Consider the following 23645-nt stretch of genomic DNA (forward strand, 5'->3'; position numbering starts at 1 on the left):
ATTTCTAGAGTCTAAACGTCTAAGTATTCCACGTATTCGTATTCGACAGTGCGCCGTCCCTTCGGCGCAGGTTCAGACACACGAGTCGGTGTGGTGGTAGATGTCTCTGGCATTTTTTCCAAGGCGCTGCTTGGATGCTGCCCCAGGTCGATTTGCTCTGGTGATGCTTCTACATGCTTTAAATTGGGAGGCTTGAGGGATTCTGAAAGGCCTGATGCTGCAACCAGTTGAGTTTCTAATTCTGGCTGTTTCAGCTCAGCAGCGTCAGAGGCAGAGTCTACAACGAAGGCCGTGGCGGAACTGGGCGATAATGGCTTGGCCGATCGCAGCAAGCTCTGCCCTTCTTCTATAGCCGATCGCACGATCGCATCGCTCTCCTGCTCCAGCCGAATTTGAAAGCAGTCGAGGAGGTGCGATCGCACCGACATCCCCGCCAGATACTCTTCATTGCCCTGGGCCAGGCGCACCAGCCGCCGCACCGCCACCAGTCGCTTTAGCGGGTCGGGGTGGCTCAGCAGACCCAAATTGTGATCTACCTGAGCTACAGGAGCGGCATCCCACAGGTCATCAGTGCGCTCGGTCGAACGGGACGATCGCAGCAGTGCCCCCACCGCAAACAGCGCCAGTGCCCCCTGCCCGGTGAGCAGTAGCGCCATCAGCAGCGAGTGGGTGCTGTGCCACAGGGCAGTAAAGGTATAAGTGCTGACTCCTGTGACCAAACCCAAGCTCAACGCCTGCTGCTGCGGGGTGGCGGGCAGCGGCAGCCCCTGCTGAAGACGCTGCATCAACCCCTTGCGCTGGCGCGGCGAGAGCTGCAAGATCTGCTGATAGGCCACTAGCCCGATCCCTGCTGAGATGACCAAAGCACCGTTGACCAAGCCCAGGGCTAAGCTACCAAAACCCAGGCCCCACATTTGAGGATGCTTGAGCTGCGGCAGCGATCGCTGCCACCCCTGGCGTAGCGCTGACCTGGGGCGCGGCGACGGCGACGGCGAAACATCCAGAGCGGGTCGAGGGATAACGGGAGAAACCACGGGAAGCTGTTGTAGTCGTGATGAATCAAGGCTTAGCATAGCCTGCTCCCCTATCTTAGGCTCCTTTTTGCAGGAAAACTAAAAGCTCCAGCTCTCGAAGTTAGTAATCTAGAAGCTGTAGCTGTCGATATTTCCAGGAATCGTTGTAAAGATCAGCGTAGCGATGAAAGAGCTGCATTGCTTGGTTCGATCGCCGTTTTTCTGAGACTTGGCTAAATAGCCGCCCATAGTTGCGTCTGGCTAAATGATTCAGATAGGGCAAGTCTTCTAAAAGGGTAAGGCTAGAAGCCAGAATCAACACAGCTTTAAACAATTCCTTAGGCCATGCTAAGTTGCTAAACATTTGAATTGATAGGTGATGTTCTTCGGCGTTGAGAGGCACTACATTAAACAAAATGCGAATAAACTTTTGGCCATAGGCTGGCACCTTTAGCTCAATTTGGTGAGGCGAATGGATCGTTAGCTCTACCTCAACCACTGGGTTGCGCCACAGCCGCAGAACGTTAAACGGAGAATCCAGCATCGTTTCGAAGCGAATCTTGCCGCCCTCCTGGGTTTTTTGGAAATCGCTGACCTTGACGACCTTCAAATTTCCCAAGCTGAAGCGGTGAATATCTTCTAAGTGTTGAACGTTGAGCAGATGGTAAACCTGACACAGGTAAGGAAACGGCAGTCGATAGGTCTGTTGAGCGATGTAGTCTGAGGCGGGGGCGATCGCAGACTTAATTTTCTCAGTCTCTTCCAAGGAAACCATGGCAGAGGGGTCGTCGGCCAAACCGATGCATATCCATGCCAACAGGATAACTAGCCCTATTAAACAATAGGAGAGGTTGGTCACATCGAGGACAGAGCCAGAGAAGGCGGCTACACCGCGGTCAATCGCTCCATAGATAATTGCCGGAATTGCTAGAAGCCACAAGCCATACTTAAAAACGTTGCGTTTGAGCACGTCTTCCACAGGAGAATGGCTTTCGCTAATCGAGGTTAAGTAAGCCTGCACTTTGTCTGGCCGATACATAAAAATCCCCTTTTACTGGGAATAAGAAAAATCTTTACTTAAGTAGACAGTAATTTTTTCTTTGCATTGCCAACCTCAACCACAAGAATGAGATGGTTTAACGTTATACAAATAGATAGATTCAAAAAATCTTTCGATATACTCCTTTTTTCTGAGCTTGGGAAGCGTCTTGAAAAATAGCTTGGGTGCTGATTTGACAAGCGAAAACCCGCCTGCTTTTAGGGTCTAGCCCTAAAAGCAGGCGCATCGACATGGAAACAATTCGCTGAGTGCGATCGCACAATCTACTCAGCAAAAAAGGTATTATTTTCAAGGGCGTTGCCCCAGGCACAGTGTGCTAAAACTAGCCCTATGCTCTATGGAAAATTAGGCATTCACCTCAGCCTGGCGCAGAGTTTCATGAATTTCTAGCTGGCGAGAATTCATCGTCGTTTTGAACAAATCTGTGGACAGCGCTTGCTCTACTGGGTACACCCCAGGACGTTTGAGCTTGCCGGTTAGCATCAGTTCGGCGATACTGCCCGTGCCCAGACCAGTGGCGATCGCAGCGTTTTCGTGGGCAAAGGTGCTGACATAGTGCGCTTCCTGGCCCCCCTGCTGCCCCTTGATATCACAGCGCATGGCCACCCCAGTACCGCTAAAGCGATCGGTCACACTGGTCATGGAATGACTGACATGGGCCAAAAACTCTACCGTTTGCGGATTGCGCAGCACCACCGAGGGTAGCCAATGGGCCATTGTCCAAGTGGCGTGGTTATAAAAGTCAGGCACTACGCCAAACTTTGTGATTACGTTGTCCACCGGAAAAGTTTGCTGTAGGGTAATCGACTCGGGCATGTCATACCAGTAAACATGGGCCTTACCATAGGGGGCTGGGAACTCTAAAGATTCACGGCCTGTATAGGGTTTCACCGGTTGCCAGACGCCATTCAGCCAGGCATCAAAGGGGCGTTGCAGACCAATAAAGGTGGTTCGCATCACCGTCACACCGGCACCACCAGATCCAGCGACAATGTAGCTTAGCTGAATAGAACTTGCCTTGTCTAAGGTTTCAACCCCCTGGCGCACCATGCTGTTTGAAATACCAGGAAACACCCCAGTATTAATGACGGCTGTTACCCCCGCAGCCTCGGCTTCGGCATGCATCGCCAGAGCTTTGCGGGTAAAACTGCGTTCATCGCTAACGTCGGTATAGTCAACCCCCTGCTCAATGCAGACAGACAAAACATCAGCATTTCGGTAGTGAAAGGGGCCAGCCGAATGCACTACCAGGTCTGCTTTGGCGATCGCTGTTTTCACCTCTGGCTGATTTGACAGATCCAACCGTTGGAACTGCACTTTGGAACCCAGTCGTTCTAAGGCAGCGGTACCCAGTTGGGGATTGCGCCCGGTAATTGTCACTTCAGCGTCAGTGTGAGCCAAAATGTCTTTAGCAATACTGCCGCCAATTCGTCCACAGCCACCGATGATTAGTACTCGTTGCATAATTTTTGGTTAATCTCTGCAATTCATTGTTACCAAAGGTTTTTAGAAGAATAGACGTTAAAAACTAACTAAGCAAAACCCTTCAAGTAGCGTCTTCTGATAACCGTATTAAGATTGTCCTTGAGGCCTTGCTATTCATCTGTATTTTCCAATAAGACGGCCTCAAACTTAAACTGACACCATTTCAAGCCTGACCAACTCTAGGCTGGCCAGCCCGTCACCAAACAATATTGTAAAATTCTAAGATTTTTCAACCTGTTCACCCTCTTACCTGGGAGGGAACAGGTAAGAGGTCTAAAGAATATAGCCGCTCAAATGCGAAGATTTTTGGGAGCAGCAACGTCAGCTAAGCTGCTTGCGCAAAAGCTCTGTGTGGCTGGCTAGCGTCTCGCCACCCGCCTCTGCCAAAGCCTTCACATATTTGATTTTGAACTTGTCCAAGGCGCTGACGAGCCTCGATTCGATCTCTTTGCGGGTATTGTATTGACTCAGTTCATGGGCGATCGCCTCGCGTAAATTATGCTGCAAGCGGGCGGTAATTTCTGCACCTCTAGCATCTGAAAAGCTTCCAGCAACGCTGCGATAAAGACCTTGGGCTACCGAATGAGACAGGTGCTTGACCATCTGCACAGATACCTGCTCTAAGCCCGGCAAATGGTTGAGCTGGGGGTATCCTGGCATCTGCTCTAGGGTTCGAGCAATGCTGTGCTGTACCAACTCTTCAATGTCGGGTTGAACCTGAGGCAAAATATTGTCTACCCCCACCTGGTAGAGACGATTGCCGATCGCCGTAATTTCTTCCTCAGCCACCAGGCCAACTGAGTTTTCAGAGTTAGCCACTGGGTCAATTAAGGCGATCCAATTCAGCAGCTCCCCCTGCCGGATCGAATCCTGAAGTTGCTCGATGATCTCAATGCCAGCAATGCCAGCAATGTCAGCCCCAACCGTGACAATTACATCCCGCTGGGCCTCGGCCTGCACCGCGTCTAGGGCTAGCAAATCCACCTGATACAAGCGCAGGGCTACAGGCAAAATTCGCCACCCGCGCCAAAATGGCAGTAGCAAGAACAGGTCAGACCAGCGCCGCAGGCCAGCCTCCACCCAAGTTAGATCGGGGTTGCGCCGCCGAGTAGCACTGATGCGTGCCAAAACATCCACCGCAAAAATTAGCACGAACGGTAGATCAATCAGCCAAAAATAATCCGTTGGTGCGCCCCATCGGTTGACGGTGCGGTAATAATTACCCTGAAAAAAGGGTTGAATTTGCCTGTCCCAAAATTCAAGCTCCGTTTGCCAACTCGTCTGTTCGAGGTAGTCCGCACTCCAAAATTTGGCAAACGCATCCTGGGCTGAGGGTTCACCTGTGCGCGATCGCAGGGCTTGCTGAATTGCAACTAAGGCAAGGTCACCGTGGGGCTCAGCAAAGGCGCTCTCTGTCGAGAGTTGCTGGCTGAGATTTTGCAAGTCTGATAGTGAGTTTTGGGTGGGAAGCGCTCGCAGCCCAGTCTGATCAAGCTGGCTTTTGAGCTGTTCAACTTGAGATGAATAGCGCTCTGTTAAAGGATGAGCCTTAATTCCTTTGACAGGGTCATAGACCTGGGTAACAGAGGGTAAATACTGTTTGTAAACTGGCCGCAGACTGAGATAGGTGAGATCGAAAAAGACTAGCGCCAAGTTGACTAGAGCAATGATGGCGATAACGCGCTCTAGGTAAGGATAGTGGCGCTCAAAATAAGATTTAAACTTGACCATGGGTAAGCGGCCTAGGCGCACAATGACTGAGCTACCGGCATTGGACTGGAGTACAGAAAATCCGCATGGCCGCTGCCTTCAAGCTTTGATTATTGTTCTCTTGGCTGGCTTCGCCATCAATCATCGGTAGGAGTTGCGATCGCCCCCCTTGCTAGCCCCATATACCGAATGGTGTTAGCCCGAGTACAGTGCCCAATCAAGGACTGGTTTACTGGGGGCAGCAGCCCAGTCCTTGGCCTTAAACCTCAGGAAACTGAAGCTTCAGCGCTGGACAGACTGCCCTGGCAGCGGGGACAGAGGCCAAAGAACTCTAGGGTGTGGTAAAAGATTTTGAACTCGTGGGCCTTATGCAGCTGTTTTTCTAGGTCGTGGACGGGGCACTGGTCAATGGCGATAGTGTTGCCGCACTGGAGGCAGGTGAGGTGGTGGCGGTCTTCTTGAGGCAAGCTGTAGAGCGCTTCGCCAGAGGGCAGAGTGCGCATCTGCACCGCCCCTTCAAGCTTGAGGGCATCCAACGCTCGGTAGACTGTGGCAAGCCCCGTGGTGTTGCCGTCCTGCCGCATTTCAACATAGAGAGCTTGGGCCGAAATTGGCTTGCTCAAACCCTTTAGAACGGTCAGAACTTTTTCTTGGCTGCGGGTGCGTCGTACCATGCTGGCTCACTTGTACTGACTCAATTTTATCAATCGGTTGATACGGTAGGATGAGGGGTGCAAACTATTATGGATTTCCCCCACCACCGGAGTCAGCCTTGCCCCACTACAGCGCTCGCATCTATGTCACCCTGCGCCCCTCGGTGCTCGACCCAGCGGGCACCGCAGTGCAGTCTGGCCTGGCCCACATGGGCTACGACAACGTCGGCCCGATTCGCATCGGCAAATATATTGAGCTAACCCTCGATGCTGAGAATGAATCTGCCGCCAGTCAGCAACTCGATCGCATGTGCGATCAGCTCTTAGCCAACCCAGTGATCGAGAATTATCGCTTTGAGCTGCAAACCCTGGCAACGGCTTAGAAATTTTGAGTTTTAAGTGTTTAGTTTTGAGTTCAGTAGAGCAAACTCAACACTCAAAATTCAAAACTCAAAACTTTCCCCCTTACTTCCCCTCAACTCCCATGAAATTCGCCGTCATCGTCTTCCCCGGGGCCAACTGCGATCGCGACGTGGCCTATGTCACCCGCGACATGCTTGGCCAGCCCACCCGTATGGTCTGGCATGAAGACAGCGACCTGAGCGATGTGGATATCGTGGTGGTGCCTGGGGGCTTTAGCTACGGAGACTATCTGCGGTGTGGAGCGATCGCCCGCTTTTCGCCCGCCATGCAGGCCACGGTGGAGCACGCCAAGGCAGGCAAGCCGGTGCTGGGCATCTGCAACGGGTTTCAGATTTTGACCGAGGTGGGGCTGCTACCGGGGGCGCTGGTGCGCAATCGAGATATGCGGTTTATCTGCGATCGCGTACCCCTCAAAGTCGAGCGCACCGACCTGCTGTGGACAGCCAATTATTCTGCGGGCCAGGTGATCACCCTGCCCATTGCCCATGGTGAGGGCTGCTACTACGCCGACGCGGCTACCCTGGCCGAGCTAGAGGCCAACCGGCAGATTGTTTTTCGCTACAGTGGCATAGATGGGTCTGTGGATGAGGAAGCTAACCCCAATGGCTCTTTAGGCAACATTGCAGGTATCTGCAACCGAGCGGGCAACGTGCTGGGCCTGATGCCCCACCCCGAGCGAGCCGCCGATGCGGTGCTGGGCGGGGTGGATGGGTTGCCGCTATTCGAGGGTTTGGTGCGATCGCTAGTGGCCGTCTAGGTCAAGCTTCGTCATTCCTTCACCAAGATCCGCCTCCCAAGGCATAAACTTCACCAAAACCCTTGTCACGGCAACCAAGCTGGGTACACTTAACCCTCAAGGAACCAACCTTGGTCTGGGTATCGCCGTGGGCCATTGGTGGTTTGGGGGTTGCCATGCCGGTTACCCGTTGCTGTGTTGTTCGATTAAACCCTGAGCCCAGTCGGCTTGGGTCCATGGCTGTAGGAGACCCCCATGTCAGACTCTGACGAATGGCTCAGTAGCGCCCTGGCCTACCGCCCCACGGTCTACGAATATTGCCAGTTAGCGCTGCTCCCCACCCTCGATCAGGTGGCCGCAGAGCGCATGGGTGAGATTTTGCGGCAGGCCGAAGCAGAGCCGTTGCTAAACTTTTTGATTGACGAAGCCGACGAGCTAGTGGCGCGCTTGCAGCCCTGCCTCAGCCCCCAGACGCTCCGCCAGCAGCAGCGGCGGCTCCAGGGTGCGATCGATGCGCTTTGGGTGAATGAACTGTTAGCTGTCTACGGATCTTGCTCGAAGACTGGCCTCTAAACGGTTTAGTGAAGCTCATGGGACAGTTGTCCTAGGGGCGATAGGGCAGACTTAGGGATAACGGCTTCACGGTTAAGACGCCCATTGAGAGGAAATATCGATCTGTGGTTTCCAAACGTTGGCTAGTGCAGGTGTGCCGGCATCGCTCGTGCGATCGCGGCGGTTCGGCAGCGGTACTGGCAGCGTTTCAGCAGCACCAGAGCCCGACCATTCTGGTGGCCGAGAGCGACTGCATGGGCCAGTGCAGCGCTGGGCCGACGGTCAAAATAATGCCCGGCAATACCTGGTACTGCCGGGTCACCCCTGAAGATGTGCTGCGCATTGTGGAGCAGCATTTGGTAGGAGGCGAATTGGTGCGCGATCGCCTCCACCCCCGCTTCCACCCTGTAGACCTAGATACATCAGCACCCTAAGCGTTGCCTTGTTGCCAAAAGATCTATTGGCTGATGAGCAACCCTATAATTTGATGAATAGCAATGCTTGTTTACCCAGTTGGTAGAAGCGTTTATGGACACTATCGTTGAACAGCTCGATACCAAGCTAGGTCAGTGGGAACCCGAGATTGCCAACCAGGTACGCCGATTTATCTGGGAGATTATTCAACTGGCGGATCAAGGTATTCCGGTAGAGTTGATGCGATGGCCCTATGGGCCGTTTCTCCAACCCTCGCGGGCCGTAGAACAAGAGGTGCTAAGTTTGCTCGATGAGTAAAAGGCCAATTGTAGGGTGCATTCGCGACCAGCCAACCCCAGTCAACCATCGCAGGATTTGCTTTGGGGCCGCAATGCACCAATTGAGGATAGAGTGTTGCCCCTCCTAGTTAAAGCGCTATGGCTACAGAGACTCCCCAACTCAGCAAAGTCTTAGAGATGCTGCACCAGCTCAAACCTCTCTTGGTAGAAACATATGGTGTCACTCGCCTAGGAATTTTTGGCTCTGTTGCTAGAGATCGATCGAAGGAAGTCAGCGACGTAGACATCGTGGTTGAAATGGCTCCTGACTTATTCACTATGGTTCATCTCAAAGAGCATCTTCAAAGCGTTTTGCAAGTCCCCGTTGATATTGTTAGATATCGACCAACAATGAACCCAGTGCTGAAGCAACGCATTGAGCGAGATGTCATCTATGTATGATCGCGAGGTGTTGCGAGAGATCCTTCACCAAATTTCAGCAGCTATTGATCGAATTGAGCGGCGATTTGCAGGAATTCAATCTGCCGAAGATTTTATCCAAGATGATGAGGGCGTAGACAAGCTTGATGGCATTGCTATGATGCTCATTTGGATGGGAGAGAGTATTAAGAACCTAGAAAAGGTGGGGGGAAAAGACTTACTGAATGCGTATCCAAATGTTGACTGGAAAGGCGCTAAAGGTACTCGTGATATTCTCAGCCATCATTACGAAGATATAGATGCAGAGGTTGTTTTTTATATTTGCGATCGCTACCTTGGCTCCATAAAGATAGCAATCAACGGGATGATTCAACAGCTAGAGAATCATGATTGTTAAAGCTAGCATAGCAAATGAACCTCGGTTCCCTTCCCCTTCGTCATACTTTTTGAGTTAAGCTAAAACTTTAGATTTTCGCTGGCTAGACCACTGCAAAATAGGTCTAAAATCCGCATTCTACCGATGCCAGCGAAAACTGTCCAGAGTGTTCTAATAAACAGCTAACCCCGCGAATCTGTTAAGAAGATTGCGAGGTTAGGGAAGGAGTAAAGCTATTCAAACACGATTACTGATGTGCCTGGGCCATTGCCTCTGCGGGGGGACGCACCACACGACGAGCTAAACCCAGTTTTTCTAAGACCCAAATGGCGTACCAGGTGACATCGACTTCCCACCAGCGCCAGCCTGCGGGGGCCACGTTGGGGAAGGCGTGGTGGTTATTGTGCCAGCCTTCACCGTAGGTGAGCAGCGCCGTCCACCACAGATTGCCCGAGCTGTCTTCGATGTGAAAGCGGCGCTTGCCCCACATGTGGGTTGCCGAGTTGATCAGCCAGGTCGAGTGCCACAGCAGGGTAATTCTCAGAAAGCCGCCGTAGATGACAAAAGACCAGCCGCCGAGGGCAAAGAGGGCGATCGCAACCGGCACTTGCAGCAGCAGAAAGTTGCGATCGAGCCAGCGGTAGTAGGGGTCGCGGGCAATATCGGGAGCATAGCGACGATAAATCTGGCCGTTAAAGACTGCCGGATTGCGGTACACCATCCACAGCATGTGGCTCCACCAAAACCCGCGACTGGCGGCGTAGGGATCTTTTTCAGCATCTTCAGTGTAGAGGTGGTGCTGGCGATGCCCCGCCACCCAAAAGATCGGGCCACCCTGGAGCGCCATCGCGCCAATTGTCGCGATCGCATATTCTAACCACTGGGGCACCTGCAAGCTGCGGTGGGTGAGCAATCGGTGATAGCCCAAACAAATGCCAATGCTGCCAAACAGCCAGTGCAGCGCCACCATCACTCCTAGGGCCGACCATGAAAAGAACCACGGGGCCAGCAGGGCCGCGCCGTGAATAGCGGCCAAAAAACCTACCAATGTCCAATCCAGGTCTTTGACTCCCCGTTTTTCTGGGGCTTGCTTCAGCGTTGTTGTCATAGCACGTCCTTTTTCCTTTTAGGGTTAAAACCCTCAATCGAACTTGCGAACTGATTGAGGGGAAGTCCTTGCCCGACTCCTTTGCACCCCTTGGGGACTGACTGGAGTCTTTGCAAGTGTCGCTTGCAAATTAACTCTAGCAAACTTCTCTGGTAAAATGCAAGTGTTGCTTTCTTTTTGCTATGGCAGGTCAGCGCCAATCAGCCCGACAGCGTCTCGTAGATGCGGCATTTCAGCTTTTTTCTAGCCAGGGGGTGGGCACTACCACCACTCGCCAGGTGGCCGATCTGGCGGGGGTGAACGAGGTCACGCTGTTTCGCCAGTTTGGCAGCAAGCATGGCTTGCTTGCTGCGGTCATGACTGAGGCTGAGGTGTTGTCTGGTTCAGACTATGGTTTTGATCTGGCGGCTCTAGCTCAAACTCCTATCGACCAGTCTCTAAGGGAGTTTCTGAGTCAGTGCTTGGCTACCCTCGATCAACTCTCCGAGCTGGTGCGATCAGTAATCGGTGAGGCCGGGCAATTTTCCGCCGACAATAGCCAGGCTATGGGGCGCGGGTTACAGACCATTCGTAACTTTATCGCTGAGTACCTGGAGGCGCATTTGGCTCCAGGGGACACCGCTGGCCTGTCGCCGGAGGAGGTGGCGGGGCTGGTGATGGCACTGCTGCTGGGCTATGCGGCGATCGACAGCACCACCGCAGGTGCTAACGAGAACGGCATGGAATTTCATCGGCTGTGGTCTAGCAGGAACGCCTTTATCGAGAGTATCGTCAGTTGGCTGCTCAGCCTCCGGCCCCATGCCGAGGCTGGGCTTACCCCAGCTCAGCCCAGCCTTACTCCACCCGACACAGAGAGCTGGATCGACCTACCCGCCCCGGTGATCCATGAGATTATGCAGGCCGCTCGCAAGGCTGGCAATCAGACCCATGCCCTGATCTACGTGCTGCTGGGGGCCGGGGTGGCGGCAGCAGAGGTGCCGCTGCTAACCCGCGCTAGCGCCCTTTACGACAGTAGCCAGCACATCTTGCTGATTGGCCCTCAGCAACGCCAAGTACCGCTGAACCAGTGGATTATGGGAAAGCGCTACGGCACCTACACCAAAAACCCGCTTACCCGCTGGATCAAAAGCCGCAGCGATGCGTCACCAGCCATGTTTTTGGGGCCGGATGATCAGCCAATTACGCCTTTGCGGGTGCGGCAGCTGTGGGCCGAGGTCACAACCGGCATCATGTCGTCCACTAGTGAGCCGCTTGGGGTTGAGCAGGCTCGCGCCACCTGGTGTGTTGAGATGCTGCTGAGGGGGCTAAACCGTCAGGAACTGAGCCTGTTGAGTGGACTGTCGGTAGAGCAACTCGACCCGCTAGTGCAAAAGGCCCAGGCGCGATCGGCCCTGGCCCTGGCCCTACGCCTTGATCAACAGCCCGGTTCAGCCCCAGTCACTCTCGACAAGCCTGGGGATATTAGCGCGGGGGGCAATGACTAGCACCATAGTTAAAAAAGAAAATAGAAGAGCGAAGAGGGGCGGGTCGGCTTGACCTTGGCAGTTGGGCTGTTCTGGCTGGGACTTAACCTGCTATGGACGTAAGCAACGGTTTTGACTAGGGCTATGCTGCTTTGGCAGGAGGTTATGCCAGCGGTAGCCAGGGTAAATCAGTAGGGCCAGGGTCAATACCAAGCTGACTTAGCAGGGTGGTGACTTGTCCCCGGTGATGGGTTTGGTGGTTAAACAGGTGGGTGATCAGCAGCCAGGTGGGCAGCAGGCGAACCTGCTGGTCGATGTTGCTGGTGTACTCAAAGGGCTGGGCCAGCCAGTCGGGGGTGAAGGTGGCTACCCAGTCGATGAGCGCGGCATCCATCTCGGTGCGGGCCTGGCGGAGTTGGTCGAAGTTGGCGTAGAGGTCTTGCCCGAGGTGAGCATTGGGGTAAGGCTGGTGGCTGAGACGGCCTATCCAGACGCGATCGCCGTACAGCAGATGGTTGAGCGTGCCATGGATGGACTTAAAAAACGCGCCCCGGTCGGCCTTGCGATCGCCATCCGGGAGCTGAGCGCAGCAGGCATAAATGCTCTCGTTCATCCACTGGTTGTAGCGAGCCATGGTGTGGTAGTAGTCGGGATGATTCATGGCTGTGGGTGGGGATTGCTGTTGGGCCAGGGGCCGGGTGGTTCGTCGGGCAGGTCTTCGATCGCGACCTTGGTGTCGTAGCGGGTGAACCCTCGCGACTCATAGTTCTTGTAGGCAACAGGGCCGTCGAGGCTACAGGTATGTACCCATACGCGACTGGTTCCCTTGCCCCAGGCGCGCTGCACGCCCACCGTCAGCAAATGGCCACCAATGCCCTGACCGATGAACTGGGGCAGCAGACCAAAGCAGGTGATTTCAATATCGCCTTGGGGATGGGCTTCTAGCTCGATGTAGCCCGCTGGGGTACCCGAAATGTAGGCTACCCAGGTTTCGACCTGGGGACGGTTGAGGTAGGTGAGCCAGCGATCGTAAGACCAGGAAAGGCGATCGCACCAGTACCACTGGCCACCCACGCTGGCATAGAGAAACCGGCTCAACTCTGGGCAGGGCACCTCAGCCTGGCGAATCTCCAAACTGGGATGCTTGCTGAGCTTGGGCCGCAGTTGGGCCGAGTCGAGCATTTCCAAATACCAGGTGGTGACCTCGATTGGCATTAGTGCAGCAAATCTCCTTTGAAGACGGTGATAGCCTGGCCGCTGAGGCGAATGCGATCGCCTTCATCCTGCACTTTGACTATGCCACCCCGGGCCGATGACTGGTGGGCGAGAAAGGTGGTTTTGCCGAGCTTTTCGCGCCAGTAGGGGCTGAGGCAACAGTGGGCCGCTCCGGTGACCGGGTCTTCGTTGATGCCGAGGGCAGGGGCAAAAAACCGAGAGACAAAGTCGTAGGGCGCGTCGCCCCGGCTGGTGACAATCACGCCGTGGACGGGGAATTGCCCGAGGGCGACAAAGTCGGGTCGCAGATCGCGTACTGCCGCTGCTGACTCTAGCTCGACCAGGTAGCCCAGGGAGTTTTCAGCAACGGCTTGGGGGGTTGCGCCTAGGGCTTCTGCCAGACCGTCGGGTTCAGCGATGGGGTGGGACGGGTTGGCTGGAAAATTGAGCTCAATCCAATCGTCGAGGCGGCGGGCTGTGAGCACCCCGCTGCGGGTATGGAACGTCGCGGGCTGTTCGTTGCTCAGGTGACCCTCGCTCCACAGCACGTGGCAGGTAGCTAGGGTGGCATGGCCGCACAGGTCGATCTCTACGGTGGGGGTAAACCAGCGCAGTCGGTAGCCGTCGCCCTCAGGGTAGAAAAAAGCGGTTTCTGAGAGGTTCATCTCTTGGGCCACTTGCTGCATCCAGCGATCGGGGCGGGCCTCGGGCAGGGCGCACACCGCTGCTGGGTTGCCGCCAAAGGCGGCATCAGTAAAAGCATCAACCTGAGTTAGCGAAATGGTCATTGGACTCTACCCTGATTCTTAAAATTTTAGCTGAGCATTAACGCCTGCCGAATTTGCTCAGCGGTCATAAAGCAGCGATCGGCAGGAAAGTCGTCAGCTACTGCTTTGGCCACCTCAGGCAGGGTGTTGGGCGACTGCCCTTCAAACCGACCCAAGACCGCATAACTAGCCAGGCCCAAGTACTCGCGAATGGCGAGCACCGATCGCTCACGACTGACCACCTCCTCTGGCAGCGGCTCAACATGGGGAATCACGGTAAACCCCAGCCCTTTAAAGGTAAGCCAGGCCCGCAGCATGTGGGGCGTATCGGTGATTAAAATGATCTGCTTCAATCCCCTGGCCCCAAGGGCGGCAGCGGCTGACTCTGCCTCTTGCTTAGTTGTTCTCACGCAGACAGCACTGAGCATCAGATTGGGAGACAGGTTGCGCTCATCGAGGGCTTTGAGCACATCGTTCCCCTGGGAACGGCCCATGATCAACAGGTTAGGCGATCGCCCCTCGGCTACCATGCCTAAGGCAGTATTGTAGCGATCGCCCTGGAGGCGGCTGTTGCGGGCCAGCACCACAATGGCATCGGCTGATTCCCCATTGTCTGTGGGTACAAAACTTGATAGCAGGGCCGTTGCCGGGGTCGCAAACAGCGGCGACAGCACAAACCAGTAGGCGACCAGTAACCCTAAGCTGCCGACAGTTAGGCGGCGACGATATTTGGGTTTACTGGCGACCAGCGCTACTGCGGCAATGACCAGCAAGGCCAGGGTTACTTTTTTGGGACTAGAAAACCAGTAATACAGTTTCCAAGTCAATTTTGGCCAATACTGACCCAGTACGCTCCGAAGTAGCTCTAGCATGGCAGATTCCAGGCGGTGAGAAAAGCGCATTCCCGAGAAAATTCTCAAGTCTAGCCTACGCATCGGCGCGCTCACTTCGGCACATACCCCGCGCTGTCGAGCAAAGTTTACAGATTTATGTAGTCACCGCAAACCCTGCGATCGCAGCCTTAGATCTGCCAGGTTCTAATCCTGCGGGAATGACAGTCGGCTAACCCGCCCCGCAGGATCGAAGGTGTTACCCACTACTGGTAGTAGCGTTGGTCGGCCCACACCCGCAGCTCTTGCTCAGAGCTGAAGGTGCGACGCTGCTGGCTCACCGGGTCGTAGGCGACAAATAGCGTATTGCCCCGCAGGTCGCGCTTCACGGTCACACTGAGGTCTGTGGAACCACAGAGGTAAGTCAGCAGGGCACCGCCCGCCCGCCTGAGATACCGCTTGGCCCCGGCCCACACCCGAGCAATAGAGTAATCGGTTTGGATAGGGTTACCGAGCGGCTCTTGAATTAGCTCAAGCTGAGCGTACAAACTATTCGGTTTCATGGAGCTGTCCTCTAAGAAAGGCGATGGGCCAACGGGAACAGCACGAATCGATTCGGCATAGGTAAAGTTTCTTCGATCTTCCCCTATCGAAACAGAGGCAGTTAGCGTAAATTGTCTTGGTAACAGTTTGGATTTCTACAACTGTTCTGGTCTCCCCACCCCAAAACTGTTCCTACCCTCTCCCAAAAATCCCCCCTACTTCATCACTCCACTCAATTCAAAATTCAAAACTATCCCCACCCCCTCACTCCCCACCTCCCCTACCCTCACCCCCTACTCCCCCACCCCACACCCTCATGCCCCTCTCCCCCATCACCCTCGCTCCGCACCAAATCCTCTACGAACAGGTGGCCGATCGCCTTCAGCAACTGATTACCGAAGGCACGCTTAAACCGGGCGATCGCCTGCCCTCGGTGCGCAAGCTGCGGGCTCAGCTCTCAGTCAGCACCTCCACGGTGATGGAAGCCTATCGCCTGCTGGAAGACCGAGGCCTGATTGTGGTGCGACCCCAATCGGGCTACTACGTCAAACAGACAACCCTACAACTGCCCCAGGAACCCGCCCCCACCGCGCCTCCCCGGCAGGCCACCGATATTGATATCTCCCTGGCCTTTGAGGTGATTAGCCTGATGCGCGATCCGGGGTTGATTCAGCTCGGGGCGGCGCTACCTGCCCTAGAACACTTGCCCCTGGCTCAGCTCAATCGGCTGATGGGCAAGATATTGCGAGACAACACCAACGCAGCCCACTCCTACGGCACACCCCTGGGCTGCCCCGAGCTGCGGGCCGAGTTTGCCAAGCGCATGCTCGACGCGGGCTGCTCAGTCCACCCCGACCAGATGGTGATTACCAACGGAGCCAACGAGGCAATCTATTTTTGCCTGCAAGCGCTGACCCAGCCCGGCGACACCGTGGCGATCGAGTCGCCTACCTACTTCGCCGTGCTAGAAGCATTGAAATGCCTAGGGTTGAAGGCACTGACCCTGCCCACCCACCCCCGCGACGGCATTAGCCTGCCCCACCTCGAAGAAGCGCTGCAAACCGGCGATGTCAAGGTGGTGCTGCTGGTATCGAATTTCAGCAACCCCCTGGGTAGCTGTATGGATGATCGCAAGAAAAAGCACCTGGTGGAGCTACTCAACCAGTACGACAGGCCGCTGATCGAGGACGATGTCTACGGCGATCTCTGCTTTGAGGGAACTCGCCCCAAGGCGATCAAAGCCTTTGATAGCGAAAATCGGGTGCTCTACTGCGCGTCAGTGAGCAAAACCCTGTCGCCGGGGCTGCGGGTGGGCTGGTGCACCGGGGGCCGCTACCACGGCAAGATTGCCCACATGAAGTCGATTCTCAACCAAAACACGGCGATCGCACCTCAGCTGACGGTGGCGGCCTTTTTGGCCAACGGCGGCTACGATCGCCACCTCCGCCACCTGCGCCGCGTCTACCAAGACCAAATGGTGCACATTCAGCAGGCGATTCGCGACTACTTTCCCGCCGAGACCTGCGTGACCCGGCCCACCGGGGGCCATGTGCTGTGGCTCGAAATGCCGGCGGGATTTGATTCACTGCGGCTGTATCAGGAGGCGCTAGCCCAGGGAATTGCGATCGCCCCCGGCGTCATGTTTTCGGCCTCGGGACAGTGCTATGGCAACTGCTTGCGGCTAAATACGGCGGTCTCTTGGTCAGAGCAAGTTGAGCAGGCGATCCAAACCCTGGGCCTGTTGGCCAAAAAACAGCTAGCCGAAAATTTCCTGCGGGACGATGGCCACCGCAGGAAAAATTTGCTGACCTCTAACGCTGTTTGAGGTTTGGGTTAGGCCTTCTTCAAGGCCTTAGGCTCAGCTAGAGCGCCCTCAGGGGCAACATTCAAAAGATGAAGAATGCGGCGCAGGGGAATGTTGATGCGGTTGGTTTGGTTAGTTAGCTCGCGACCCAGGTTGTAGATCGCCTGCTCGACCAGGTAGTTGTTGAGCATGACCTCTAGCTCTTGCTGGGTTTTGGGCAAAAAGCTATCGCGGGCAGCGGTAGTCAAGTAGGCCTTGACGAAGGTGGTGCTCACCCAGCGATACCAAAATTCGGCCCACTGCTGCATTTGATGGTGATGGTCGGGTTGCCCCATGCCGCTCTCTACTTCCTTGTCGAGGGCAACGTTGACGGCATAGTAGAACGATTGCAGCATGCAGGCGACATCGCGCAGGGGCGATCGCTTCATGCGGCGCTCGTTGAGACTCCGGGCTGGGTCACCCTCAAAGTCAATGATGTAGAAGTCTTTGCCGGTGTATAGCACCTGCTCTAGGTGATAGTCGCCATGATAGCGAGTTCGCAGAGCGGTGATTTTGTGGTTCAACACCGACTGAAACTGCTGCAAACAGGCGTCATGCTGTTCTAAGACCAGGGTGGCGAGCGATCGCGTCTCCGGCGGCATCGTATTCAGGCGATTCTTCAACAGCAAGAAGACCTGGCCGGTCAGGTTGCGGCTGTACTGGTAGACCGATCGCTGGTAGAGCGAGGTAAAGGGTTCCGGCATGAAGGCAGGCTGGTCAGCATCCACCGCCAGGGCTATGTGGAGTTCGGCGGTGCGCTGCCCTAGGAGCTGCATGTTGGCCAGATAGCTGTTGATCGCCTTGCAGGCCGGAATTTGAGACTCGACGGAGGGCAGCGGGCAATAGGGCAGCGGGAAAAAGACCTCAGTTGGAGAGGCATCCACGGCCACCGGCTCAAGCTCAAAGGGCGACCCAACGGGCATGGGTGCTTCGGCGATATCCGACTGATCCATCACGACGAGATCGAAATAGTCGCGCAAATGGTCGAGGGTGTAGTCCCAACCGCTGCGGGTGTCGGGGATAAACTCTTGCAGCAAACCGATGGTGATCGGCTCCGTCGCCGGGCGATGGTAGGTCAGGGTGCCTGCGATTGAAGGAATGTTAGTAAAGTGCTGGTGCTCGTCGAGGAAGCGGCGCACTTCGAGATCGGGATGCTGACCCTCCTCCACTTTTTGAAAGAGTTTGAGAATCAGGCGATTTTGGGCGGCGACGCTGCCGGTTTTGGCGTAGGCAATCGACGTGTTGTTGTGGAAGCCTTTCATCAGCGACGCTTCAAAGGGCAGGCCGTCTCCCATTTGCTCCTCACCCAGGGATGGGCTGGGCTCACTGCGGCTCAGCTCATCGAATAAGGGCGTGGTAGCCGCCACCAGCTTGCCGGCGGCATTTTCATAGACCCGGTGATGGGCGATGCCGTCGAGCAGAGCGGTTAAGAACGTCTTGTCGGCGATCGCATCAAACAACACCGCCGCCTCATCGCTGCTGGCCAGATTGAGCCGCGCTACAACCGACTGCGGGGACTCTTTTAGCAGACGGAGCGCCTGCTCCCCTGCGGCCATCGCCAAAAACAGCACGTAGGTCTGCGGGCTGCCCTGGATGTAGTCAACCTGTAGCTCCAGCATTTGGGCATGGCTATCACCGTAGGGCATGGAGATGACTTCGGTGATGCGAGCCGTTTGCACCGTACGGGTTCTGCCGCCAAACCAGGGGTGGCTAGACAAATACTGGGGTAGCAACATTTCTAAACTCGCCGTAAACCCGCGCGTCTGAGCCGATTGCAGCTGAGAAAACGCCGTGGGCCAGGCCCCGGCTAGTTGCAGCATCGGCAGCTCGACCTTGGGTTTGACCTCGGTTAGGGGCACGACCTGGGGCTTGAGCATAAACCAGTAGACCGCGTAGGCCCCAATGCTGAGGAAGTAGGGCGACTCCTCGATGGGCGGAAACTCGGTGCGGCCAAAGATTTCGACTGGTACCCACCCCTTTAACCCCGGCAGCTCTAGCTCAACGGTCTGCACAAAGCGGGACAGGTTGGCCACTACCAAAATCCGCTCGTCTTCGTAGGTGCGGGTAAAGGCCAGCACCTTGCGGTTGTCGGGGTGCAAAATTTGAAAATCGCCGCTGCCCAGGGCGCGAAAGTGATTGCGCATGGAGATCAGCCGCTTGGTGGCGTTGAGCAGCGAGCTGGGGTTGGCCCGCTGGGCCTCAACGTTGACCGTGGCGTAGTGGTACTCGGCCTCGACGATCAGGGGCAAAAACAGCCGCTGGGGGCTGGCGCTGCTAAAGCCGGCGTTGCGGTCAAAGTTCCACTGCATGGGGGTGCGCACCCCGTTGCGATCGCCCACGTAGACGTTGTCGCCCATGCCAATTTCGTCGCCGTAGTAGAGCACAGGCGTGCCCGGCAGCGACAGCAGCAGGCTATTGAGCAGCTCGATCTGGCGGCGATCGTTGCCCAGCAGCGGGGCCAGCCGCCGCCGAATGCCCAGGTTCACCCGCATTTCGGGGTCTTGGGCGTAGACGCGATACATAAAGTCGCGGTCTTCGTCGGTGACCATTTCCAGGGTCAGCTCGTCGTGGTTGCGCAGAAACAGGCCCCACTGGCAGTTGTCGGGAATGGCGGGGGTCTGCTGTAGGATGTCGGCGATCGGGAAGCTGTCCTCCATGCGCAGCGCCATAAACAGGCGCGGCATCAGGGGAAAGTGAAAGTTCATGTGGCACTCGTCGCCATCGCCGTAGTAGGCGGCGGCATCTTCGGGCCACTGGTTGGCCTCGGCCAGCAGCATGCGGTTGGGGAATTTTTCGTCGACGTGCTTCCGCAGCTTTTTCAGGAAGGCGTGGGTTTCGGGCAAGTTTTCGCAGTTGGTGCCTTCACGCTCGTAGAGGTAGGGCACGGCATCCATGCGCAGCCCGTCAACCCCCATTTCTAGCCAAAAATCCATGACGTCAAAGACGGCCTGCTGCACCGCCGGGTTGTCATAGTTCAAGTCGGGCTGGTGGGAATAAAAGCGGTGCCAGAAGTAGGCGTTAGCCACCGAGTCCCAGGTCCAGTTGGAGGTTTCAAAATCCTGGAAGATAATCCGCGCTTCCTGATACTTCTCGTAGGTATCGCTCCAGACGTAAAAATCGCGCTCGGGGCTGCCCTTGGGCGATCGCCGCGCCCGCTGAAACCACGGGTGCTGATCAGAGGTGTGGTTGACGATCAGCTCGATAATGACGCGGATGCCCCGCTGGTGCGCCGCCTGCAAGAGATCCTTGAAGTCGTCCAGGGTGCCGTAGATCGGGTTGACATTGACGTAGTCGGCAATGTCGTAGCCGTCATCGCGCAGCGGCGACGGGAAGAAGGGCAACAGCCAAATGGCGGTGACACCCAGGTCTTGAAGATAGTCCAGCTTGCCAGTCAGGCCGCGAAAGTCGCCAATGCCATCGCCATTGCTGTCGGCGAAGGCCCGCACAGGCACTTCGTAGATGATGGCATTCTTAAACCATAGGGGCTCATTCTTCAAGGTCAACCTACCCGTTTAGCAGTACGCAATGTCCGCCCATCACGTTAGCGGAATTCACACGAAGCGACATCGGCCCCAGGTAAGAGCGATCGCGCCATCGCTCCCCGCTACAACGGCGTTGAATCAACCTATTCCTGATCGCTGAAAGCCTTGCTCCTTAGTAGAATGGGCGGTGCTCACCGTTCTCACTGCTGCCCATCACGCCGAGCCACAACACGCGCCACAGAATTCATGGAATCCACAAGAGCGCAAATAGAATGCAAAGTCTATACAGCACTTGGGAACTAACAACCCCCAACCCTTAGGAGGATGCGCTGAGCAGTCATTTTCTCCTACCAATGACAGTGCCGGTAGAGTGAAAATTCGCCCTCAGGCGTCACTTTTCTGTATTCTAAGACCCTTTCAAATTTCTAACGCATCGCCGAACCCCTATGAGTTTTCAACGTGCCAGTGGCGTTTTACTGCATCCCACCTCGTTCCCCAGCCGCTACGGCATTGGGGATCTGGGGCCAGCCGCCTATACCTTTGTCGACTTTTTGGCGAAGAGTGGCCAAAAGCTGTGGCAAATTTTGCCGCTGGGGCCCACTGGCTACGAGCATTCGCCCTACATCATGAACTTCAGCACCTTTGCCGGCAACCCGCTGCTGATTAACTTAGACCAGCTGGCGGATGAAGGACTGTTGGCAGAAGACGAACTGGAGCCTCTGACCGATGTCGATCCGGAGAAGGTCGATTTTGAGAAGGTGATTGCCCACAAAACGCAGTTTCTCAAGCTGGCCCACGAGCGCTTTCTGACGACGCGATCGCCCGAGCAGCAGGCCAAGTTTGACCAGTTTTGCCAAGAGCAAGCCTCCTGGCTAGATGACTTTGTGCTGTTTATGGCCCTGCTGGAGGCCCACGAGGGCAAAAGCTGGAATTTTTGGGATCCGGCGATCGCCCGTCGCGAGCCCGAGGCGCTGCAAGCCCAGCGGGAGGCGCTGAAAGATCAGATTCAATACCACCAGTTTGTGCAGTTTAAATTCTTTGAGCAGTGGCAAAATTTGCGCCGCTACGCCAACGACAAAAACATTCAGATCGTGGGCGATATTTCGATCTACGTGTGCCACAACAGCTCCGACGTTTGGGCCGACCCCGAGCTGTTTAAGCTCGACCCCAACACCTTTGAACCCGCCTTTATCGCCGGTGTGCCGCCCGACTATTTTAGCGAGACGGGTCAGCTCTGGGGCAACCCGGTTTACAACTGGGATAAGGCCGAAAAAACCAATTTTGCCTGGTGGATTAAGCGCTTTCAGGTGACGTTGCAGTACGTCGACATTGTGCGAGTCGATCACTTTCGCGGCTTTGAAGCCTACTGGCAGGTGCCTGCGGGCGAAGAAACCGCCATCAACGGCGAGTGGATTGAAGCCCCCGGCGAAAAGTTTTTCACCGCCCTCGGCGAAGCTCTAGGAACGCTGCCAATCATGGCGGAAGACTTAGGGATTATTACGCCCGAAGTTGAGGCGCTGCGCGATCGCTTCGACTTTCCCGGCATGCGCATTTTAATGTTTGCCTTTGGTGACGATCCCGACAACGCCTACCTGCCCCATAACTACACCCGCAACACGGTGGTTTACCCCGGCACCCACGACAACGACACGGCGATCGGCTGGTGGCAGCAGGCCAGCGACACCGAGAAACAGTTTGTGGCTCGCTACTCGGGCTACAGTTCGCCCGATGCGATCGAAGATATCAACTGGCTGTTGATTCGCACGGCGCTGGCTTCGGTGGCCGATCTGGCGATTATTCCGCTGCAAGATCTGCTGGATTTGGACGGGCGATCGCGCATGAATGACCCTAGCCGCAACGACGGCAACTGGCGCTGGCGCTACCGCAGCTCGGCGTTGCTGACCAATGCTTTGAGCGATCGGTTACGTACCCTAACTCAGCTCTATAGTCGCTAAGTGTTGCAAAGAACGTTGCGAAGAATGCTGTGAAGATCGATTTCAGCACCATTTTGGATCAAAAACGCGACACGATTATCGAGTTGTGGATTAAGGCGGTTTTTGACGATCAGCAGATTGAAGCCACCAACGAATTAACCTTCAATGCAGTGCGCGACAGTTTGCCCAAGGTGCTCGAATCTCTTGCCGCCATGATGGCCAACAGCGATCTGGAAGGTTTTGAAACGATCGATGAGGCCAGTCTAGAACATGGTCTAATTCGCGCTGAGCAGGGGTTTGAACCGGCGGAAATTGCGCGCGAATATCGTCTGCTGCGATCGGTAATTTTCTCGGAGCTAGAGGCCGATCTGGTGCAGGCTGAACCCAAGGATGTGCTGTGGGCCATTCGATTGATTGATGCGGTGATCGATGAGGCGATCGCCCGCTGTTTTGACAGCTATACCCAAACCCGCATGGAGGAGTTAGACCAGCTCAGAGCCCAGATGCAGCTCACCAATCAAGAGCTGACGCGTCTGGTGCGGGCCAGCCACGACAATATGTCAAAACTGACCCACGAACTCAAAACTCCGTTGACCTCAATTATTGGCTATGCCGACCTATTTCTGCGCCAGCAGCAGCAGGCCGAAATCAAAGATTCTTACGCTCACTTAGAGAGCATTGAGCGCGTCTTGCGCAGCGGAAGGCTTTTGCTGCGGTTGATCAACGATACCCTGCAACTGCAAAAAAGCGACGGCCAGATCAAGCTCAAGCTGGTGACGATCGCACCCCATGAGTTGATTCAGTCGGTGATCGAAATCATTGAACCGCTAGTGCGCACAAAGGGTCTAGAGCTGTTGGTAAATTGCGATCGCATTCCTCCAGCAGTGCAGACCGACCCCCTGCGCCTCCAGCAGATTATTACCAACCTGCTGAGCAACGCGATTCGCTATACCGAGACGGGATATGTCTCTATTGCGGCTGAGACCCTGAGTAAAGCCTCTTCAGAGGACAATCGCCGCTGGTCAATTACCGTCACCGACAGCGGCGTCGGCATTCCCCCGGCTGAGCAAAAATATATTTTTGAACCCTACTACCGGGTTAGCCACGGCCCCACCCCTGATGGTGACCAGGGCACCGGCTTAGGCCTAGCCATTGTTGCCCAGCTAGTGAAGCTGATGCAGGGCGAAATTTCAGTCTCATCCCAGCCGGGCCAAGGCTCGACCTTCACAGTACTCTTGCCGATCGACCAGCCTGAGCTTAGGCAGGGTTAGCCACCGCCAGCGTCTAGCTCCCAGCCTGAGTTGCCATACCAGCAGGTA

23 protein-coding genes are annotated in these 23645 nt (G+C 55.6%); 11 read left to right on the top strand and 12 right to left on the bottom strand.

Annotated features, from left to right (window positions below; translation table 11 throughout):
- Window positions 1–11: 11 nt before the first annotated feature.
- The 5 genes from H6G07_RS15755 to H6G07_RS15775 form a co-directional block, all read right to left on the bottom strand.
- On the bottom strand, window positions 12–1034 hold the full coding sequence (locus H6G07_RS15755; protein ID WP_190740729.1) for a hypothetical protein: 1023 nt from the start codon (window positions 1032–1034) through the stop codon (window positions 12–14).
- A gap of 100 nt (window positions 1035–1134) precedes the next feature.
- Complete coding sequence (locus H6G07_RS15760) at window positions 1135–2052, bottom strand: hypothetical protein (protein WP_073609105.1); 918 nt, start codon at window positions 2050–2052, stop codon at window positions 1135–1137.
- Window positions 2053–2418: 366 nt separating this feature from the next.
- On the bottom strand, window positions 2419–3537 hold the full coding sequence (locus H6G07_RS15765) for a saccharopine dehydrogenase family protein (RefSeq protein ID WP_073609104.1): 1119 nt from the start codon (window positions 3535–3537) through the stop codon (window positions 2419–2421).
- Window positions 3538–3879: 342 nt separating this feature from the next.
- A complete protein-coding gene (locus H6G07_RS15770) occupies window positions 3880–5289 on the bottom strand; it encodes a hypothetical protein (protein ID WP_073609103.1) in 1410 nt (469 codons plus the stop codon).
- Between the two features lie 245 nt (window positions 5290–5534).
- Window positions 5535–5942: a Fur family transcriptional regulator gene (locus H6G07_RS15775; protein ID WP_073609102.1), complete on the bottom strand. Its 408-nt coding sequence runs from the start codon at window positions 5940–5942 to the stop codon at window positions 5535–5537.
- A gap of 98 nt (window positions 5943–6040) precedes the next feature.
- Here H6G07_RS15775 and purS point away from each other — a divergent pair, with 98 nt between their 5' ends.
- The 7 genes from purS to H6G07_RS15810 all read left to right on the top strand — a co-directional run bounded on the left by purS (window position 6041) and on the right by H6G07_RS15810 (window position 9162).
- Complete coding sequence (purS, locus tag H6G07_RS15780) at window positions 6041–6304, top strand: phosphoribosylformylglycinamidine synthase subunit PurS (protein WP_171973030.1); 264 nt, start codon at window positions 6041–6043, stop codon at window positions 6302–6304.
- A 101-nt stretch (window positions 6305–6405) separates the two neighbouring features.
- Complete coding sequence (gene purQ, locus H6G07_RS15785) at window positions 6406–7101, top strand: phosphoribosylformylglycinamidine synthase subunit PurQ (protein WP_073609100.1); 696 nt, start codon at window positions 6406–6408, stop codon at window positions 7099–7101.
- Window positions 7102–7335: 234 nt separating this feature from the next.
- The gene (locus H6G07_RS15790; protein WP_073609099.1) at window positions 7336–7653 is read left to right on the top strand and encodes a hypothetical protein; all 318 of its coding nucleotides are present in this window, start codon (window positions 7336–7338) and stop codon (window positions 7651–7653) included.
- Between the two features lie 104 nt (window positions 7654–7757).
- Window positions 7758–8066, top strand: coding sequence for a (2Fe-2S) ferredoxin domain-containing protein (locus H6G07_RS15795; protein ID WP_073609098.1), 309 nt, complete (start codon window positions 7758–7760; stop codon window positions 8064–8066).
- A gap of 94 nt (window positions 8067–8160) precedes the next feature.
- Window positions 8161–8364 carry a hypothetical protein gene (locus H6G07_RS15800; RefSeq protein ID WP_073609193.1) on the top strand — a complete coding sequence of 68 codons (204 nt, stop codon included), beginning with the start codon at window positions 8161–8163 and terminating at the stop codon, window positions 8362–8364.
- Window positions 8365–8483: 119 nt separating this feature from the next.
- Window positions 8484–8786, top strand: a complete 303-nt coding sequence (locus H6G07_RS15805) for a nucleotidyltransferase family protein (protein ID WP_073609097.1) — start codon at window positions 8484–8486, stop codon at window positions 8784–8786.
- Entirely contained in the window at window positions 8779–9162 is a 384-nt protein-coding gene (locus H6G07_RS15810; protein ID WP_073609096.1) for a HepT-like ribonuclease domain-containing protein, read from the top strand. The genes H6G07_RS15805 and H6G07_RS15810 overlap by 8 nt, the downstream gene beginning before the upstream one ends.
- Window positions 9163–9388: 226 nt before the next feature.
- On the opposite strand, the gene H6G07_RS15815 is transcribed toward H6G07_RS15810, so the two are convergent.
- Window positions 9389–10249 carry an acyl-CoA desaturase gene (locus H6G07_RS15815; RefSeq protein ID WP_073609095.1) on the bottom strand — a complete coding sequence of 287 codons (861 nt, stop codon included), beginning with the start codon at window positions 10247–10249 and terminating at the stop codon, window positions 9389–9391.
- A 182-nt stretch (window positions 10250–10431) separates the two neighbouring features.
- Between H6G07_RS15815 and H6G07_RS15820 the strand changes: the two genes are divergently transcribed.
- On the top strand, window positions 10432–11733 hold the full coding sequence (locus H6G07_RS15820) for a TetR/AcrR family transcriptional regulator (protein ID WP_073609094.1): 1302 nt from the start codon (window positions 10432–10434) through the stop codon (window positions 11731–11733).
- A gap of 142 nt (window positions 11734–11875) precedes the next feature.
- On the opposite strand, the gene H6G07_RS15825 is transcribed toward H6G07_RS15820, so the two are convergent.
- The 5 genes from H6G07_RS15825 to H6G07_RS15845 form a co-directional block, all read right to left on the bottom strand.
- Window positions 11876–12373 (bottom strand): DinB family protein, encoded by a 498-nt coding sequence (locus H6G07_RS15825; RefSeq protein ID WP_073609093.1) that lies wholly within the window; start codon window positions 12371–12373, stop codon window positions 11876–11878.
- Window positions 12370–12927, bottom strand: a complete 558-nt coding sequence (locus H6G07_RS15830; protein WP_073609092.1) for a GNAT family N-acetyltransferase — start codon at window positions 12925–12927, stop codon at window positions 12370–12372. Before H6G07_RS15830 ends, H6G07_RS15825 begins: the two co-directional genes overlap by 4 nt.
- Window positions 12927–13715, bottom strand: coding sequence for a PhzF family protein (locus H6G07_RS15835; RefSeq protein ID WP_073609091.1), 789 nt, complete (start codon window positions 13713–13715; stop codon window positions 12927–12929). Before H6G07_RS15835 ends, H6G07_RS15830 begins: the two co-directional genes overlap by 1 nt.
- 26 nt (window positions 13716–13741) lie before the next feature.
- The gene (locus tag H6G07_RS15840) at window positions 13742–14566 is read right to left on the bottom strand and encodes a YdcF family protein (protein WP_171973029.1); all 825 of its coding nucleotides are present in this window, start codon (window positions 14564–14566) and stop codon (window positions 13742–13744) included.
- A 224-nt stretch (window positions 14567–14790) separates the two neighbouring features.
- A complete protein-coding gene (locus H6G07_RS15845; RefSeq protein WP_073609089.1) occupies window positions 14791–15087 on the bottom strand; it encodes a hypothetical protein in 297 nt (98 codons plus the stop codon).
- A gap of 296 nt (window positions 15088–15383) precedes the next feature.
- Between H6G07_RS15845 and H6G07_RS15850 the strand changes: the two genes are divergently transcribed.
- The gene (locus H6G07_RS15850) at window positions 15384–16892 is read left to right on the top strand and encodes an aminotransferase-like domain-containing protein (protein WP_073609088.1); all 1509 of its coding nucleotides are present in this window, start codon (window positions 15384–15386) and stop codon (window positions 16890–16892) included.
- Between the two features lie 8 nt (window positions 16893–16900).
- On the opposite strand, the gene treS is transcribed toward H6G07_RS15850, so the two are convergent.
- Window positions 16901–20407 (bottom strand): maltose alpha-D-glucosyltransferase, encoded by a 3507-nt coding sequence (gene treS / locus H6G07_RS15855; RefSeq protein ID WP_242026817.1) that lies wholly within the window; start codon window positions 20405–20407, stop codon window positions 16901–16903.
- 431 nt (window positions 20408–20838) lie between these two features.
- On the opposite strand from treS, the gene malQ reads away from it, so the two are divergent.
- Window positions 20839–22347 (top strand): 4-alpha-glucanotransferase, encoded by a 1509-nt coding sequence (gene malQ, locus H6G07_RS15860; RefSeq protein ID WP_073609086.1) that lies wholly within the window; start codon window positions 20839–20841, stop codon window positions 22345–22347.
- A 29-nt stretch (window positions 22348–22376) separates the two neighbouring features.
- Window positions 22377–23597: a sensor histidine kinase gene (locus H6G07_RS15865; RefSeq protein WP_244901931.1), complete on the top strand. Its 1221-nt coding sequence runs from the start codon at window positions 22377–22379 to the stop codon at window positions 23595–23597.
- The last annotated feature ends 48 nt before the right edge of the window (window positions 23598–23645 follow it).

Origin of the sequence: Phormidium tenue FACHB-1052 (assembly GCF_014696675.1) — a bacterium.
In the GTDB taxonomy this organism is placed as follows: Bacteria; Cyanobacteriota; Cyanobacteriia; order Phormidesmidales; family Phormidesmidaceae; genus Nodosilinea; species Nodosilinea tenuis_A.

Coding starts and splice junctions, on each gene's coding strand:
- H6G07_RS15760 (WP_073609105.1), bottom strand. CDS start 2,052: ATGTATCGGCCAGACAAAGTGCAGGCTTACTTAACCTCGATTAGCGAA.
- H6G07_RS15765 (WP_073609104.1), bottom strand. CDS start 3,537: ATGCAACGAGTACTAATCATCGGTGGCTGTGGACGAATTGGCGGCAGT.
- H6G07_RS15770 (WP_073609103.1), bottom strand. CDS start 5,289: ATGGTCAAGTTTAAATCTTATTTTGAGCGCCACTATCCTTACCTAGAG.
- H6G07_RS15775 (WP_073609102.1), bottom strand. CDS start 5,942: ATGGTACGACGCACCCGCAGCCAAGAAAAAGTTCTGACCGTTCTAAAG.
- purQ (WP_073609100.1), top strand. CDS start 6,406: ATGAAATTCGCCGTCATCGTCTTCCCCGGGGCCAACTGCGATCGCGAC.
- H6G07_RS15790 (WP_073609099.1), top strand. CDS start 7,336: ATGTCAGACTCTGACGAATGGCTCAGTAGCGCCCTGGCCTACCGCCCC.
- H6G07_RS15800 (WP_073609193.1), top strand. CDS start 8,161: ATGGACACTATCGTTGAACAGCTCGATACCAAGCTAGGTCAGTGGGAA.
- H6G07_RS15805 (WP_073609097.1), top strand. CDS start 8,484: ATGGCTACAGAGACTCCCCAACTCAGCAAAGTCTTAGAGATGCTGCAC.
- H6G07_RS15810 (WP_073609096.1), top strand. CDS start 8,779: ATGTATGATCGCGAGGTGTTGCGAGAGATCCTTCACCAAATTTCAGCA.
- H6G07_RS15815 (WP_073609095.1), bottom strand. CDS start 10,249: ATGACAACAACGCTGAAGCAAGCCCCAGAAAAACGGGGAGTCAAAGAC.
- H6G07_RS15820 (WP_073609094.1), top strand. CDS start 10,432: ATGGCAGGTCAGCGCCAATCAGCCCGACAGCGTCTCGTAGATGCGGCA.
- H6G07_RS15825 (WP_073609093.1), bottom strand. CDS start 12,373: ATGAATCATCCCGACTACTACCACACCATGGCTCGCTACAACCAGTGG.
- H6G07_RS15830 (WP_073609092.1), bottom strand. CDS start 12,927: ATGCCAATCGAGGTCACCACCTGGTATTTGGAAATGCTCGACTCGGCC.
- H6G07_RS15835 (WP_073609091.1), bottom strand. CDS start 13,715: ATGACCATTTCGCTAACTCAGGTTGATGCTTTTACTGATGCCGCCTTT.
- H6G07_RS15840 (WP_171973029.1), bottom strand. CDS start 14,566: ATGCTAGAGCTACTTCGGAGCGTACTGGGTCAGTATTGGCCAAAATTG.
- H6G07_RS15845 (WP_073609089.1), bottom strand. CDS start 15,087: ATGAAACCGAATAGTTTGTACGCTCAGCTTGAGCTAATTCAAGAGCCG.
- H6G07_RS15850 (WP_073609088.1), top strand. CDS start 15,384: ATGCCCCTCTCCCCCATCACCCTCGCTCCGCACCAAATCCTCTACGAA.
- malQ (WP_073609086.1), top strand. CDS start 20,839: ATGAGTTTTCAACGTGCCAGTGGCGTTTTACTGCATCCCACCTCGTTC.